This window comes from Halioglobus sp. Uisw_031, assembly GCF_047729875.1.
Lineage (GTDB): Bacteria > Pseudomonadota > Gammaproteobacteria > Pseudomonadales > Halieaceae > Marimicrobium.
Genome location: NZ_CP159826.1, coordinates 2,734,652 through 2,751,265 on the forward strand (window position 1 = coordinate 2,734,652; position 16,614 = coordinate 2,751,265).

Consider the following 16,614-nt stretch of genomic DNA (forward strand, 5'->3'; position numbering starts at 1 on the left):
GTGCAGTCAAGTGCCGGCGAAAAGCCTCAGCACCAGCGCTCCCGCAATGATTCACCGTGAATATGCAGCCACTGCAATGCAATCAATGTATGCCCATTGGGAATCTGGTTTTCAGCGAGCATTTTTAAAGCATCCCTACGACCCATTGAATGCACCAGAATATCCTCACCTTCGTCCTGCAATCCATGCAGCCCGCCAATAGAGGCCTTAATCACACGGCCGCAAAACAAGCGGACCTGCTCTGTGCATCCACCCGCGCTTGGAAATACAGTGGCAATGGGGACCAGCTCTGACAGTTCACAGCCCGCCTCTTCAAAGGCCTCACGATGAACGACGTCTTCATCGCGCTCCCCAGCCTCGACGACGCCGGCAATCAGTTCCAGCATCCACGGGCTGTCATCACCGCGCAGTGCGCCAGGGCGAAACTGCTCAATCATGACGAGGCTATCTGTCTCCGGGTCATAGGGCAGAACGGCAATAGCATCACCCCGCTCGAATAATTCGCGCACTAGCGGATCACTCCAGCCGCCAGCGAAACGTCGATGTTGCAGCGTTATTTTCCGCATTGAATAGTGACCGGACCACACCCTCTGGTCATCAAGCACTCGGACGTCTTGCGCTCCAAATTTGAATTCAAACGACATTAGAAGCGGCCACCGGTATACCAATTGACGTCGCGCGCATGCGTGTCAACCTGTTCAACGACATCAAGAATCAGTGCAAATAAAGCCATGCGCAATAACAAACCATTATCAGCCTGTCTAAAAATAGCCAAATTCGGATTGTCATTTAGATCATCGTCCAATTCCCTGCCATTCGCTCTGGAATCCCGCGGCAGTGGATGCATGATGACGGTATTAGGCTCACAGTGGCGGGTATAGATACTCTGGTTAAGACAAAAGCGGCCCCGATACTGGTCAGCCTCTTCCTGAGTGCTGAATCGCTCCTCCTGAAGACGGGTGGAGTAGACAATGTCCACGGCAGAGATGCTTTCCTCCAATTGATCAGATTCCAGCACCTTGTGTCCTGTGCTGCGCAAGTTCTCTACAATCTCTGCCGGCATCCTCAAAGCTTCGGGCGCAACCAAGACGACCTGTACCCCGCTGAACTGGCATAACAATTTGCACAGTGAATGCACTGTCCTACCGTGGCGCAGATCTCCCACCATCGCGATGCGCAATTGGTCGAGCTTCCGCCCACTGGCACCAATCTCACTACGAATGGTGTAAAGGTCTAGCAAAGCCTGGCTGGGGTGCTCATTGCTGCCGTCGCCCCCATTAATGACAGGCACCCGACTTGCCGCAGCAAACTCGGCCACAGAACCCTCCTGTGGATGGCGCATTGCAATCACGTCGGAGTAGCCGCTCAGTACTCTCGCGGTATCGTATAGGGATTCGCCCTTCGCAATAGCAGAATTTTCAAAACCCGTCGTTTCTCGAACCTCACCACCGAGTAGGTTAAAGGCACTACCAAAGCTCACCCGGGTTCGGGTGCTGGGCTCAAAAAACATAGAACCAAGGATAGCTCCATCGAGTACATTCGTGACACGACGACGATGGGCATACGGCGCCATCCGATCAGCCACAGTAAATATACGCTCAACATCTTCCTTCTCGAATTGCTGGACCGAGAGGATATGACTGCCGGCAAAATGCACGCTGGTTCTCTCCTGATTGGCCGCATTGATGGCGCTGGGTTCTTGCTGATGAGTATACGGGCGATGAAAGGCTCTGCCCATGTGCGTAATACCAAAGAAACTTCATCCCTGCTCAGGACAACAAGGAATCAGCATACTCCAGAAGTTGTTCCAATAGTGCCTGCTGCGCCTCTGAGAGAGTACCACCGGCCATCAACTCTTCGATCTCTGCGTGAAATTGCTCCATGCAGTAACTAGCCCCAGAATCGGGCTCGGTCAGGCGTTGAAAGCGGAATTCTTCCCAGTCGGGTTGTTCCTGCGGAGTAAGGCTGTCAGGATAATTTCGTGCGCGATAACGAAACAACATCTCGGACAGACGTTGATCCTCAAACACAAAACTTCCGGCAGCAAGCTCCTGGGGGCTCTGCACACGAACCTGATCCATTACCCGCTTGTCCTGAGCGCTAAAAAAGCCGCCGCTGTACAGCATTTGGTCCGGGTCATTGTGCGCCTCAAATTTACGCCCCTGATAAATAGCCTGTACCTTAGCTGTAAAACCCCTCGCGTCTGTATCCCGATAGGCTCGCAGGGCCTCCAAATGTTTACGACACTCACTGCCGCTAATTCCAAGTCGTGCAGCGGTTGCCGGATCGACCATTTTGGGGGTGAGCAGTATCGGACAGCGATTAATATGGACCGACTTGAGACCGAGCCGTTGTGTCCCCTCTGGCAAATCTTCAGTCCGTGTATAGAGCAGCTCCTGCAGCTGTGATGCCTCCAGATCAAACAACATTTGAGGGTCGGCGCCCAGATCAAAACAAATAATTTCATTACTATTAGTCGGATGCTTGGCCAGGGGCGCGACCAATGCGATATTGTGCCGCTGAGCACCGAACATGCTGGACACGTGGAGTAGCGGCTTCATCCCAGCCACATCCAATTGGGATAATGCCGACTGCTTGTCCCGGTGCTTCAACACATAGTCATACAAACGAGGCTGTTTGTCCTTTATCAGTTTGGCCAGCGCAATCGTAGCGTGCACATCTGACAGCGCATCGTGAGCACCTTCATGGCTAATACCATTCGCTCCGGTCAAGTCTTCAAGACGAAAACTGGGCAACCCATCCTCACGTATTGGCCACTCGATACCCGCAGGCCTGAGCGCGCAGGTGGTGCGCACCATATCGATAATGTCCCAGCGTGAGTTCCCGTTTTGCCACTCCCGAGAGTAGGCGTCATAAAAGTTTCGATAGAGGGTGTGTCGCGTGATTTCATCATCGAAACGCAGAGAATTATAGCCCACTCCACAGGTACCAGGGGTCGCCAGTTCCTGATGAATACTGGCAATAAACTCGCACTCTGGAACGCCTTCAGATAGCGCCTGCTGTGGCGTAATGCCCGTCACCAGACAGGCCTGTGGATGAGGTAAAAAATCATTCGCAGGACGACAAAATATCACCAGCGGGTCTCCGATAACATTCAGCTGTGCATCGGTTCGCAAACCCGCAAACTGTACCGGCCTATCCCTGGACGGATTAGCGCCAAAGGTCTCATAATCATGCCAATAAAACGTATCAGACAACTTTTATAGCCTGCTCTGCTATTTTCGCCCGCCAGATTTTAGGCCCGATCTCGTGCACTGAGGCGCCAGTGGCATCTACTGCGACGGTCACCGGCATGTCTTTCACCTCAAACTCGTAGATCGCTTCCATCCCCATTTCAGAGAATGCGACGACCTTGGCGGACGTGATCGCCTTCGATACCAGATACGCCGCGCCTCCCACTGCCATCAGATAAACAGCTTTGTGCTTCTTAATCGCTGCGACACCAACAGGTCCGCGTTCGGCTTTGCCGATCATGCCCAATAGACCCGTATGCTCGAGAATGAAGTCGGTGAATTTGTCCATACGTGTGGCAGTGGTCGGACCGGCCGGACCCATGACTTCGTCACGCACGGGATCAACGGGGCCTACATAGTAAATAAATCGGCCTCTGAGATCGACCTCTGGTGGCAGACCCTCGCCACTCTCGATCAACTCCTTCATTTTCTTGTGGGCCGCATCGCGGCCGGTCAACATTCTGCCTGACAGTAATAACGTATCGCCAGGCTGCCATTGAGCTGCCTCTTCACGCGTCACAGTATCGAGGTTTATGCGATGCACATTGGCACCGGCTTCCCGGGTAATATTAGGCCAGTCATTAATGTCTGGTGGTGTCTGCAATGCAGGGCCGCTGCCGTCTAGTACAAAGTGTGTATGCCGTGTGGCCGCGCAGTTTGGAATCATAGCAACCGGAAGCGACGCAGCATGCGTAGGATAATCCTTGATTTTGACATCCATCACAGTGGTGAGACCACCGAGACCCTGAGCACCAATACCCAGCTTGTTCACCTCCTCCATAATCTCCAGACGCAGTTCTTCCAAACGGTTGGAAGGTCCTCGCTCACGCAATTCGTGGATATCGATCGGATCCATAAGCGCCTCTTTAGCCATTAGCGCGGCCTTCTCTGCGGTACCACCGATGCCAATACCCAGCATGCCAGGAGGACACCAGCCCGCCCCCATAGTGGGAATCGTTTTCACAACCCAATCTACAATACTGTCGGAAGGATTCAGCATGACCAACTTTGATTTGTTCTCAGAACCGCCGCCCTTCGCCGCCAGCTGCACATCGACGGTGTCGCCCTTCACGACCTCCATGTGAATAACCGCTGGGGTATTATCCTTGGTGTTCCTGCGGGCTCCCGCCGGGTCTTCAAGAATAGAAGCCCGCAGCACATTATCAGGATGCGTGTAGGCCCGACGCACTCCTTCGTTAACCATATCAGACACCGATAGTTCAGCATCCCACTGCACATCCATACCGATTTTAAGAAAGACGGTCACAATCCCTGTGTCCTGACAAATAGGCCGATGGCCCTCAGCACACATGCGTGAATTAATCAGGATTTGCGCCATGGCATCGCGGGCAGCGGGATTCTGCTCCCGCTCGTAGGCTTCGTTCACCGCTTTTACAAAATCCAGAGGATGATAATAAGAGATGAACTGTAGGGCATCAGCGACGCTATCAATAAAGTCGTCCTGTCGAATAACACTCATGTGGTACTTCCTTGTGGTGCGGGGCCAGTAAACGTAGGGATATTATATACCCCATAGACCGCAAAATCGTACCGCTTTAGAAATGCTTCAGCGGCCTCAAGGCGTCGCCTGAGTCGCCCGTAAGGTGGACCGTAGTTGACTCAAACTAGCGTTGACCTGCTTGCGAAAAGCATCAATAGAACTGACCGCTTCTTGATTAGCCGCCACTCGCTTGTCCAGTTTAGCGACTGCCAAATCTATTCGATTCAGGCTATCCGCCACACGTTCAACTTCGGTCTGGGTGAGGCTGGCACTGGACATCACACGCGCAAGATTGTCCGCAACGCTCTTCAGCTTGGCAGCATCGCCGGACACCTCCGTCAATTGTAACTCGGCGCTAGCAAGCGCGACGTCCAACCCCTTTATACTGTTGCTCTGAGCAGCGGTTAGAGTCTCCAGCTTGTCTAAACGCTGTTTCGACTGTTTCCAAACATTGTCCCAGAGTTTGCGCACTTCCGTCTCAAGCGTCGCCACTTTAACCGCTTGAACAGCCGCATTCTGATTCATCCCCTCGTCAGTATCAGACAACCGAGCCTCAAGATCGGCGATGCGGCTGGCATAGTTCGCCATCTGGCCATCCGCCAGCTGCAGCTGCCCCTGTAACTGCCAGACCCAAACACAAGCAACGACCCCAGCCACAAGCGCGACGATCGCAATCAAACGCGCCCAAAAATGCAATGCGCTCATGGCAGCAGGATGGCTTGAGTGACGGGTGAGCCGATTTCTGGCCACTCCGCCAGGCTCGGTGCTACTAGTATTGCCCTGATGATCACCGTCGCGGGTTGGGACAATAGGAGGAATGTGGTCTAGATCGTCATGGGGCATCGGGCCGTACGCCGTATAAACACAAAGTACGATTATACATAGGGCCTATCGAAGAGACACAAAAAAGCCGAGGAAACCCCGGCTTCTTTATGCACACTAACCGTCTATACGAAAGCCAGTATTGCCCATAGCAGCGCAGTCAGACCCAGGCTGCAGTGAATGACGCCTTTGACGCTGGTGATAGGACCAGTCTTGCCAAAAATACCGTTAACTTCGAGCAGGACAATAATCGCGAAGCAAACGTAAATAGCCGTGTTACTAAAATCTCCCGCATAGAGGTACTTGGAACCCAACATGCCAAACAACATTGGCGCGGACAACAAGGTGTTGGTGCGAGATGCCAGCCCAGCTTTGGCAGCACTGGAGGGACCGTCGCCTTCCTTCAAGCCCAGAACCACCTTCTGCTTAGGCCAAATAATGAGCCACACGTTAAGAAACATGAAGGTACCGGCCAGAGCACCAATCGAAATCAGGGGCATACCCATAAAATTCATAGTGGCGCCAATTAGGTGGAGCAAGTAGAGACCGGTGAGAAAGGTGAACATTGCGCCCCAACGGAACCACCAAAGTGCTCTGGGAGCCAGTTTCTTAAGGGCGTCAGCTTTGGCGTCCGCTTCGGCTTCCTTGAAATATTCAGCCTGCACGAAGTTGAAATAGTAGAGCATCCCTATCCAGACAATACCGAATAAAACATGCGCGAACCTGAAGATAAAATTTTGGTTGTTGGCGAAAAATTCGAGAATCATGGTTCTCTCCTGTTGTTATAAAATGAGTTCGAGACATTGTACATAAAAATGACGGGCAGAACCTTGCTAATAATCACCATAACCGGGCTTTTTTCAAAATCAAAAAAAACCCCACCAGGCGGTGGGGTTTTCGATCATGCAGTCGGTTTGAGCTTACATCATACCGCCCATACCGCCCATGCCGCCCATGCCGCCCATGTCTGGCATACCGCCAGCAGCAGCGCCATCTTCTGCTACAGCATCAGTGATCATCACCTCAGTGGTGATCATCAGTCCAGCAACTGAGCCCGCTGCCTGCAGTGCAGTACGTGTGACCTTGGCTGGATCGAGGATACCCATCGCGATCATGTCCCCGTACTCACCTGTCGCAGCATTGTAGCCGTAATTGCCAGTGCCGTTGTTCTTTACGTTGTTGAGAACCACAGAGCCCTCATCACCGGCATTCTCAACGATCTGACGCAGAGGACTTTCCATCGAACGCAGTGCGACATTGATACCGTGAGTCTGGTCTTCGTTATCACCTGTCAGCCCGGTAATTTCCATCAGTGCCCGAACGAGAGCAACGCCGCCGCCGGCCACAACGCCTTCCTCTACTGCAGCGCGAGTCGCGTGCAGAGCATCTTCAACGCGAGCTTTCTTCTCTTTCATCTCGATCTCGGTGGCAGCGCCAACCTTGATAACCGCAACACCACCGGCCAACTTGGCCACGCGCTCTTGCAGCTTCTCACGATCGTAATCAGAAGAAGTATTTTCTATTTGCACACGGATTTCATTAACACGTGCTGTGATCGCATCAGCGTCACCCGCACCATCGATAATGGTGCTGTTGTCCTTGTCCATAGTAACGCGCTTAGCGGTACCCAGATGCTCAAGAGTCGTAGACTCCAGATCAAGACCAACCTCTTCTGAAATCACGGTACCGCCGGTCAGGATGGCAATATCCTGCAGCATGGCCTTGCGACGATCGCCAAAACCTGGTGCTTTACAAGCAGTAACCTTGACGATTCCGCGCATGTTGTTCACCACTAGCGTCGCCAGTGCTTCACCTTCAACGTCCTCTGCAACAATGACCAGAGGTCGGGAAGACTTGGCAACCTGCTCCAGCAAAGGTAACAGTTCGCGAATATTAGAGACCTTCTTTTCTACCAACAAGATAAAGGGGTCATCGATATCGACGCTCATGCTTTCCTGATTGTTAATAAAGTAAGGTGACAGATAGCCACGATCAAACTGCATGCCTTCTACGACATCCAATTCATTCTCGAGACCAGAACCTTCCTCAACCGTAATCACACCTTCCTTTCCAACCTTATCCATGGCTTCAGCAATGATGGTACCCACCGCCTCATCGCTGTTGGATGAAATTGAGCCGACCTGTGCGATTGCTTTGCTGTCTTCACAAGGGATTGCCGCTGCAGAGATTTTATCAACTGCGGCAGCAATAGCCTTGTCAATGCCACGCTTGAGGTCCATAGGGTTCATGCCGGCGGCGACGCCCTTAAGCCCTTCGCTGACGATGGACTGGGCCAGAACAGTAGCGGTTGTTGTACCGTCGCCAGCCACATCAGATGCTTGGGAAGCGACTTCCTTAATCATCTGTGCGCCCATATTTTCGATCTTGTCTTTAAGCTGTATTTCTTTCGCTACGGATACACCGTCCTTAGTAACAGTGGGCGCGCCGAAAGATTTGTCCAGAATGACATTACGACCCTTGGGGCCAAGTGTTGCCTTAACGGCGTCAGCTAGAATGTTTACGCCATTCAGCATGCGCTGACGAGCGCTATTACCGAAGATTACGTCTTTTGCCATGGTGAAATTTCCTTAGGTTTTAATCTGCTTTTAACTCGTGAAATACGATGACTTTGGGGTCTTACTCGACCACTGCAAAGATTTCGCTCTCACCCATCATGATCAATTCTTCACCATCAATCTCAATGGTGTTACTGCCAGCGTACTGACCGAATACAATCATATCGCCGACCTTTACAGTCAAGGGGCGCAACTCACCGCTATCGAGTATTTTGCCATCGCCTACTGCAACGATTTCACCCTGGTTGGGTTTCTCTATAGCTGAACCTGACAGCAAGATACCGCCTGCGGAGGCTGTTTCTTCTTCCTTGCGACGAACGACCACGCGGTCGTACAACGGACGGATTTTCATTTGTATAACTCTCCAATGTAACAATGTGACGTTATAGGGACCCTAGATTGGGGCTTAGTGGGATTAATTGGGGCGTAGCAATGAAATTCAAGGCCCAATTAGCACTCTTTTCCCAAGAGTGCTAATTCTAGCCAAGAATGTTACGGAGTCAAGCGTAGCGTGACGTTTTTCCACCTTTTGTGGGACCAATAAAATAGACTTAAATTACAATGAGTTATGGGTTATTTTCATCGTCCACCTGGCGGTAAACACCCTCAATGGTTTCGTGGCCGCTGGTGTCCCGCTCTGGAATATAGGCCTCAGGCTGTGGGCCTATCAGAGCATTCGCCAGACGCCGCCGCAATGGACCGATCATCACAATCAGGGCGACTAGATCAGAAATCATGCCCGGGAAAATTAGCAGCAGACCGGCAAACCCCAGCGCCATGTCATCGAGTAACAGTTCAGGACCGATAATTCGGCCGTCCTGAGCCTGCCTGAGGCGCTCGAACATGCCTCGACCCTGACGCCGCAATATAGCCATGCCCAGGACCACAGTCACAAACACGTAAACCAGAACAGTCAAAGCGCTGGTAAGGATCCCCAGTTCGACAAGTGTCAGCAGCTCCAGCCACGGCAGCAGCATAATTAAAAAGCCCATAAAAAATTCTCCGCAGACAGTCTATGAAGTATGGCGGCAGTGGTGAATTTTTCAACACCTGTTGAGATATCTCGACGCAAAATACAAAATCTGACACACTAACAGTAGATCGTTAGGAATCGGCTTTTAATAGATGACGAGCTACGAACCCAACATTAACCACCGAATATGGCAGGTCGTTGCAGCAATACCAAAGGGCAAAGTCACCACTTATGGTGGTGTTGCAAAAAAAGCTGGGCTTGGCCAGGCAGCCCGCCGAGTTGGACTAGCGTTGCGAGGACTGCCACACAGCACGCTCATACCCTGGCATCGCGTAATCAATGCTCAGGGACGATTATCTCTCCCAAACGGCTCTGCACCACACAAAATACAGACAGACCGCTTGGAGGCGGAAGGCGTCTTATTTAGAACGAACAATACCATTGACCTGAAGCAGTATGGTTGGTGAGCCAGGAAAATCCGTACAAATTGCTGATTCTGCTCGGTCTACTTATAGCTTCCTCTGTGGATCTTTGACGCTTTAGTTGGCAAGTGGCCCATGTAGTAAAACGTCTTTTTGGTGACGACATCCCCATGACCACGAATCTCTTCAAACTGCCTCCTATACTTATCGAGACTCATATCTCTTTGTTCTATGCTGACGTTTGTTGTGGTTCCGCCGTGAAGCTGGTGAAAACAGCCCTCGCCAATTAATTGCACCGCAGTGACACCCGGGGCATCGACCGCGCGGCCAAAAATATCTAGATTGATAAACCCACCACCAGGCAGGTCAAACCTTTCATCCGCCCCCCCCTGTCCTTCGAATAGCGCTCTGGTCATAAACAAACAATTCGATTCGAACATGCGATTCAACCAATGAATTCTTTCCCCCCCGTTACGCAGTGGAGTCCCAATTTCATAGAGTCGATAACCGTCATGCGGCCACTCAATTTTCTGTAACAGCTGATCTTCGACAGTGCCATCATAGCCCTGAGAAATCGATTCATTCTGCGCGTCAGGCCCCAGCCAAAAGTACCGTGTAGCCACAACAGGATTTTCAAACGCCGCGTAAGACGCCAGAGCCATTCGAAACACGCCTGGCGTCAAAATATGGGCACCATCGATCATCAAGCAAACAATCTCGCCAGCCGCTTCATTGAGTGCAATATTAATCGCTCTGGCGGGAGATGATGACGCATCTTTGAGTTGGATCAAGCGGACCGGAACATCTATTCCTGCCCAAGAAGCCGGATCGAGGGGATTTGGTGAACCGTTATCGACGAGGATAACCTCGTAGTCCAGTTCCTGTGCGCCATGCTGGTAAGTGCGCGAAAGGCCTTGCAGAGTGCGAGGAATTTCTCGCGCCATATCGTAGGAGATAAGAATAACTGATAACTTCATGGATATCCTATTATTAGCGCACGTATACGGTTCACTACTAGCTTTTGATAGCCTGACCGCAGCCTAGTCTACCAGCTCACCAGCCTGTCGCGCTCTCCGGCGCTCAACTGCTGTAATATTGGACGCTGTGGTTGGCATATGTCCCATATAAACAAACGAGACATCTGCAACTAATTCTTCGCATTCACGAATCTGTATGTATTGCTTTCGATATTTTTCTAATCTGGAATCTCGCTGTTCTCCGCTTGAATTGGTCGTGGTGCCGCCATGCAGTTGATGGAAACTGCCTTCACCAATAATCTGAACAGGCGTAACCTCAGGCACTTCTACTAAACGCTTAAAGATATCCAGATTTAAAAAGCCACCGCCCGGATAGTTAAAGCGCTCATCGGCGCCTCCCAGGTCGGCAAAGAGTGACCGCTTCATAAACAAACAATTTGCTTCAAACATGCGGTTAAACCAGGTAAGGCGGCTCGCCCCCGAACGAAGCGGGGTGCCGATCTCAAAAAGCCGGTAGCCCTCCACAGGCCATTGAATTCTCTCCAGCAGTTTGTCCTCAACCTCCTGGTCATACCCCTGAATAATAGACACTGGTTGCTCCCCCATGCCCAGATAGAAGTATCGAATCGCCACCACTGGATTGTCAAACGCCTGGTAACTGGCGAGTGCCATGCGGAACGCGCCAGGTGTCAAAATGTGGGCGCCATCGATCATCAAACAAATAACGTCGCCCTGTGCCTCCTGTAATGCGATATTAATTGCGCCAGCCGGAGAAGGGGATGCATCCTGAACTCGTATCAATCGCACAGGCACATCCACATCCGCCCATGTCGCCTCGTTCAGCGGCTCGGGTGAGCCGTTATCAACCAGAAGAACCTCATAAGCGAGATCAAGCGCGCCCTGTTGGTAACCCCGCGACAGGCTCTGTAAAGTACGAGGGATCTCTCGAGCCATGTCGTACGAAATAAGAATGACTGATAGTTTCATTGAAATTGCCCGGAGTGGCCGCGACTGCGCTTAATACTGAGTCATTAAACGTCTGGCGTCATAGTAAAGAAAAAAGCGAGAGGGTTACAGTAAAAACTCCAATAGGTCGGGCAGAGGTGAAGTGAAGTGAAGTGAATACGTATATTTTGACTTTTCCCACAGCGCAAGAATAGACCTCCATAGGCTTCGCCTATTGCCAAGCCTCATATTATACGCGCCAAAGGCATTAGTTCACTCGCGCAATCCACAAGAAATAGTTCATTGTGACGATACCAAACATGTGTCGCTATCACTTAATGGAAGCCCGATAATCAAACCTCCTTAATACCCTCAAACCCTATCGTCAGTATTTATCTTCCTAACCGGGCTGAGACCATCAGCGCCCTCACATCGGCGCATACGCCTCTCGTTAAAACATTCACAGGCCGCTAGATCACAATGAACATATCAACTAAACTGACTATAGATGAACACACAATATCGCCATTATATTAAACGACTAATTGTAATTTCTATCGTATGGCTTGCCCATGCCTCTGGGATACAAGCCGCGGAACTACCCTTTATTAACCTTGACCTCAATCACGCGGCATTCTCTGACCAACTCACTCAACATACGGTGCAACAGTCATTTCAGGATTCTAGAGGTGCCTTGTGGCTTGTCGCTCAAGAAGGGCTGAACAAATACACCGGTCACGAACTAGAGACCTATCAATACTCCGCCACCAACCCAGATTCACTGCCTCTCAATAATATTACAAGAATTACCGAAGACAATGACGGCCAAATATGGATGTCAACTCGCGGGGCAGGTCTCGTTTTTTACAATTCCATGACCAATAGCTTCAAAAAATTCTATGCCGACCCAAACGATAAAAACACACCTTATTCGAGTGACATCCTTACCTTATTCTGCGACAGCTCAGGCATGATATGGCTTGGCTACTCAAATGGTTTCAGCCGTTTTAACCCTAAGGACCACTCCTTCCACCACTATATCTCCGGCTCAGATGGCATCCCGTACACAGGAGAGATCGGTAGCTTCGCCCAAACATCCGATGGAATTATCTGGGCAGCGACCCAGTTGAGCGGACTGCTGAGAATCGAGCCCTCTACGGGAGCAATAAGCGCATACAGTCATGAGGAGGGCAAAGAAGCCACGCTAGTATCGGGCAGGCTTTCCAATCTAATTGCCGACCGAAATGATGACCTGTGGATCACATCAGAAAATTCCGGAATAAGTCGATACAGTCCAGGGCAAGACTTGGTGCGAAATTACGTCAATTCTGAAGAAGATCCTAGCTCTCTATCCTCAAATATAACGTCTGACATCTTAGAAGATAACGAGGGTAGAATATGGGTGGCTACGAATAACGGACTAAACCGATTCATAGCTGAGACCGATTCATTCATGGGATATAACAGCCTAAACACTGACCTACACGAAGATCTTATCGTCAGTATTTATCAAACGCGCGAGGGTAAGTTTTGGGTCGGCACCCAATCAGGTTTAGTCTCAGGAATGAAAACAGACTTTCAAAAATTTGACCGATCACGAGGAAATCTTTCCAACGACTCAGTTAATGCGTTTGCAGAGTCTACAGATGGGAGCCTTTGGGTGGGAACAGATGATGGCCTCAACAGACTCCGCCCTGAGAATACAGAATTTGACTGGATTAACGAATCGACTGAGCCTGCCATTTCAGATCCGAGGGTGATGAGCCTGTACACCGATAAAAACACAGTGTGGGCAGGGACCTATGACCAGGGGCTTAATAAGATTGACCTGATCAATGGTGAAACGACCGTGTATAGGCATAGTACTCTGCGAGAATTCAGTATTGGCGCCAACGGTATTACCTCAATACTCAGACTATCGACAGGCGAACTAATCATCGGAACCTACGGTGGCGGTCTGAGCATCTATCAAGAGAACGACAATACATTTTTGAATCTAAAAAATGACGCAAACGACGCAACGACCATCAGCAACAATAGGGTGTTGGCGATTTTTGAAGATTCTTTAGGATTCGTTTGGATTGGAACTGAACTAGGTCTGAATCGATTCAATATGGATACGCTCACATTCGATCGTTACTTTAGTGACAGGGATAATGAGAATAGTTTTTCAAGTGATGTACCATGGTGTTTTTACGAGGACAAAAACGGCACACTATGGATCGGCACGGCAGGTGGGGGCTTAAACCTTTGGCCGGCACAGGACAGATTAAACTCACAAGTCAATATTCAGCACCTTTTTGAAAATATCTCTCTACCAAGCTCTAATATTTATGGTATTCAAGGCGACGACACCGGGTGGGTCTGGATGTCTCACAGCAAAGGATTGACACGCGTAAACCCAATGACCCTTGAGTCCCATCACTATGGAATCAGGGATGGCCTGCAAGCCAAAGAGTTTACTCTCGGAGCCTCCTTCAAATCAAAGTCCGGCACAATCTACTTTGGTGGAATAAGCGGATTTAACACGATAAATAACGACTTTTTGACTACTGATCGCGTTCTCCCGAAAGTAGCCGTTTCCAATATCAAGGTGATGAATATCCGGCGCGAGTTCGATGAGCCGTATGAAGACCTGACAGAAATCAACCTCGACTATCAAGATAGAATGCTCTCAGTCGAGTTCTATGCGGCCGATTACGCGAATCCTGACCTCCTCAATTACGCCTATAAACTCGAGGGAATCAGTCCAGATTGGGTTGTTTCGCCAGAGTCAAGAATTGCATCGTTTACAACTCTTCCGGCAGGGAAATATGAGCTTAAGCTGGCGGCAGCAAGTCCGGATGGAACCTGGAACTGGGATGCGTTTAGCATACCAATTAGCGTCGCTCCGCCGCCATGGCGTAGCCCCTATGCTTACGCAGGTTATATCCTGTTCGCTGCAGCTATTATTGCGTACTACTTCTATCGTCAAGCTGGACTAGCGCGTATTTCAATGCAAAGACAGAGAGAACTAGAGCTTCGGGTGGAAGATCGCACCCGTGATTTACAGGAAGCCAGGAAAATCGCTGAGCAGGCCACCAGAGCGAAATCAGATTTTCTTGCGACAATGAGTCATGAGATCCGGACGCCCATGCATGGAATTATCGGCATGACAGAGCTGCTTCTTCACACAGACCTAAGCGGCCAGCAACAGCAATTCGCCAGTTCTGCGCGCAATAGCGGAGAATCACTCCTGAAGCTAATTAACAACATACTAGACTTCTCCAAAGCGGAAGCCTCTAAGGTTGAATTAGAACTGGTCGGCTTTAACCTCACCGAGCTTCTTGATGACATATGCTATCTGCAGGCAGAGCCAGCAAGTCGAAAAGGCCTAACGCTAAATAATATTTGCCACCCAAAAACGCCAGACGCATTGATAGGAGACCCGACAAAGATTCGACAGATCGTCATGAACCTTATCAGCAATTCGATAAAATTTTCTGCCGAAGGAAACATCAATATTAGCGTCGAACCGATATCCAGCCAATCAAAACAAGAGCATGTGGTTTTAGAGATCTGTGTAGAGGACAATGGCATAGGCATGAATGAAGAGACACAGCAACGTGTTTTCGAGCCATTCGTTCAGGCCGATGCGAGCACCACCCGTCAGTATGGAGGGACTGGGTTGGGGCTTACTATTTCGCGTAACTATATAGAGGTTATGGGGGGTGACATTACAATTCAGTCAGCCATAAGCAAAGGAACAAAAATAGTCTTGTCTATCCCAATGGAACTCGGTCCTTCCAGTGATCAGTCTAAAACAGAGGTCTTAGCGTTTACTGCAAAAATATTCGCCGAAAACACTGCCACCTATAATATGGTTTCAAGTCACCTGACCCGACAGGGCGTCAGCTCTTCACCGATTTTTGAAGAAGAGCTAGCCTCTCCGCTGAACTGGGAAAATATTATTCTAATCATAGATTATGACAGCGATCGATTTACAACTGAGCTCAACAGAAAACTGAACAACATAAATTCGTTAGCTCGCATTGTGTTAACCCCATTAAATAGAAATACTCCACCGAGCATATTTTCTAACTGGGCAACCCTCACCAAACCAGTTACCTCTATTGCCCTTCGCGAATCCCTCGCGGGAATTTTAGATCATACTGAACCGACCAGAGAAAACGAACATACAACAACAAAGACACCGAGCCTTCAAAAAATCCGAATTCTCGTCGCCGAAGATCTTCCAACCAATCAAGTTATTGTCGCTGAAATGCTGCAATTGCTAGGCCACGAAGTCGAAATCGCAGAGAACGGAAGGGTCGCGATAGCAAAGTATTTGTCAGGAGATTTTTCTTTCATTTTTATGGACTGTCAAATGCCCATCATGGACGGGTATGAGGCCACAAAACAAATTCGAAAGATTGAACTAAAACGAAACGATGTTTCAATACCTATTATTGCGTTAACAGCTGCTTCAGACAAAGAAAACAGAGACCGATGTAGTAACGCAGGAATGAATGGCTATCTCACTAAGCCGTTCTCCCTCTCCAACATTCAAAGATCAATTGAGTCTCATTTGAAAGCGCCCTTTCTGGACCAGCCTGGGCTTAATCCGGCTGATGTAAGCGGCTCACAGACGCCAAAAAAGAATGCTGACGATTCTATTGAATTGAAAATAGTCAATCTAAAGGCTATAGAGAATATAAGGGACCTTGAACGACAGACCGGAAAGCTGTTACTTCCATCAATCTTCTCAGGTTATGTTGCCCAAATGGAAGAAAAGCTTACAGAACTTAGAGGGGATATATTACACGCGGAAGGGACACAAATTTATCGCACAGCACACGCCATTAGGTCTATGAGCACTAACGTAGGAGCAGAGAGAGTAAGCATCATCAGCTCTCAAATCGAGAAAAAATCTAAAGCTAACGAGTTCATCGGCCTCACAGAGGCTGCCGTTGAACTCACGAAGGCCTACCAAGACTTTATCGAGGAATTTGACAGCAACGTCCTAAAAACCAGCTAAACTGTAATTATCCATCGGGAATATTATCGATCGAAGTTGATCTGCAGAAACCCACTGGAGAAAAACATGCTGACGAGGCGTTATTACTGTTCATTAGCCAGGGCGCTACAAGCTCAGAACGCAGTGT

At 49.7% G+C, this 16,614-nt stretch carries 13 protein-coding genes; 2 read left to right on the top strand and 11 right to left on the bottom strand.

Features of this window, described 5'->3' with window-relative positions; translation table 11 throughout:
- Positions 1-26: 26 nt before the first annotated feature.
- The 9 genes from ABXT62_RS12420 to ABXT62_RS12460 form a co-directional block, all read right to left on the bottom strand.
- A complete protein-coding gene (locus tag ABXT62_RS12420; RefSeq protein WP_415355596.1) occupies positions 27-644 on the bottom strand; it encodes an NUDIX domain-containing protein in 618 nt (205 codons plus the stop codon).
- The gene (locus ABXT62_RS12425; protein WP_415358213.1) at positions 644-1,657 is read right to left on the bottom strand and encodes an aspartate carbamoyltransferase; all 1,014 of its coding nucleotides are present in this window, start codon (positions 1,655-1,657) and stop codon (positions 644-646) included. Before ABXT62_RS12425 ends, ABXT62_RS12420 begins: the two co-directional genes overlap by 1 nt.
- Before the next feature lie 112 nt (positions 1,658-1,769).
- Positions 1,770-3,218 carry an exodeoxyribonuclease I gene (gene sbcB / locus ABXT62_RS12430; RefSeq protein ID WP_415355597.1) on the bottom strand — a complete coding sequence of 483 codons (1,449 nt, stop codon included), beginning with the start codon at positions 3,216-3,218 and terminating at the stop codon, positions 1,770-1,772.
- A complete protein-coding gene (locus tag ABXT62_RS12435; RefSeq protein WP_415355598.1) occupies positions 3,211-4,734 on the bottom strand; it encodes a fumarate hydratase in 1,524 nt (507 codons plus the stop codon). Before ABXT62_RS12435 ends, sbcB begins: the two co-directional genes overlap by 8 nt.
- Positions 4,735-4,830: 96 nt before the next feature.
- On the bottom strand, positions 4,831-5,598 hold the full coding sequence (locus tag ABXT62_RS12440) for a hypothetical protein (protein ID WP_415355599.1): 768 nt from the start codon (positions 5,596-5,598) through the stop codon (positions 4,831-4,833).
- A 104-nt stretch (positions 5,599-5,702) separates the two neighbouring features.
- Positions 5,703-6,344: a urate hydroxylase PuuD gene (locus tag ABXT62_RS12445; protein ID WP_415355600.1), complete on the bottom strand. Its 642-nt coding sequence runs from the start codon at positions 6,342-6,344 to the stop codon at positions 5,703-5,705.
- 153 nt (positions 6,345-6,497) lie between these two features.
- Entirely contained in the window at positions 6,498-8,153 is a 1,656-nt protein-coding gene (gene groL / locus ABXT62_RS12450) for a chaperonin GroEL (RefSeq protein WP_415355601.1), read from the bottom strand.
- A 61-nt stretch (positions 8,154-8,214) separates the two neighbouring features.
- Entirely contained in the window at positions 8,215-8,505 is a 291-nt protein-coding gene (locus ABXT62_RS12455; RefSeq protein ID WP_415355602.1) for a co-chaperone GroES, read from the bottom strand.
- 214 nt (positions 8,506-8,719) lie between these two features.
- The gene (locus ABXT62_RS12460; protein WP_415355603.1) at positions 8,720-9,145 is read right to left on the bottom strand and encodes an FxsA family protein; all 426 of its coding nucleotides are present in this window, start codon (positions 9,143-9,145) and stop codon (positions 8,720-8,722) included.
- A 133-nt stretch (positions 9,146-9,278) separates the two neighbouring features.
- Between ABXT62_RS12460 and ABXT62_RS12465 the strand changes: the two genes are divergently transcribed.
- Positions 9,279-9,593, top strand: coding sequence for an MGMT family protein (locus tag ABXT62_RS12465; protein WP_415355604.1), 315 nt, complete (start codon positions 9,279-9,281; stop codon positions 9,591-9,593).
- A 38-nt stretch (positions 9,594-9,631) separates the two neighbouring features.
- On the opposite strand, the gene ABXT62_RS12470 is transcribed toward ABXT62_RS12465, so the two are convergent.
- Together ABXT62_RS12470 and ABXT62_RS12475 are read right to left on the bottom strand one after the other, a co-directional pair.
- A complete protein-coding gene (locus ABXT62_RS12470; RefSeq protein WP_415355605.1) occupies positions 9,632-10,525 on the bottom strand; it encodes a glycosyltransferase family 2 protein in 894 nt (297 codons plus the stop codon).
- A 63-nt stretch (positions 10,526-10,588) separates the two neighbouring features.
- Entirely contained in the window at positions 10,589-11,512 is a 924-nt protein-coding gene (locus ABXT62_RS12475; protein WP_415355606.1) for a glycosyltransferase family 2 protein, read from the bottom strand.
- A 466-nt stretch (positions 11,513-11,978) separates the two neighbouring features.
- On the opposite strand from ABXT62_RS12475, the gene ABXT62_RS12480 reads away from it, so the two are divergent.
- Positions 11,979-16,487: a two-component regulator propeller domain-containing protein gene (locus ABXT62_RS12480; RefSeq protein WP_415355607.1), complete on the top strand. Its 4,509-nt coding sequence runs from the start codon at positions 11,979-11,981 to the stop codon at positions 16,485-16,487.
- Positions 16,488-16,614: the final 127 nt, after the last annotated feature.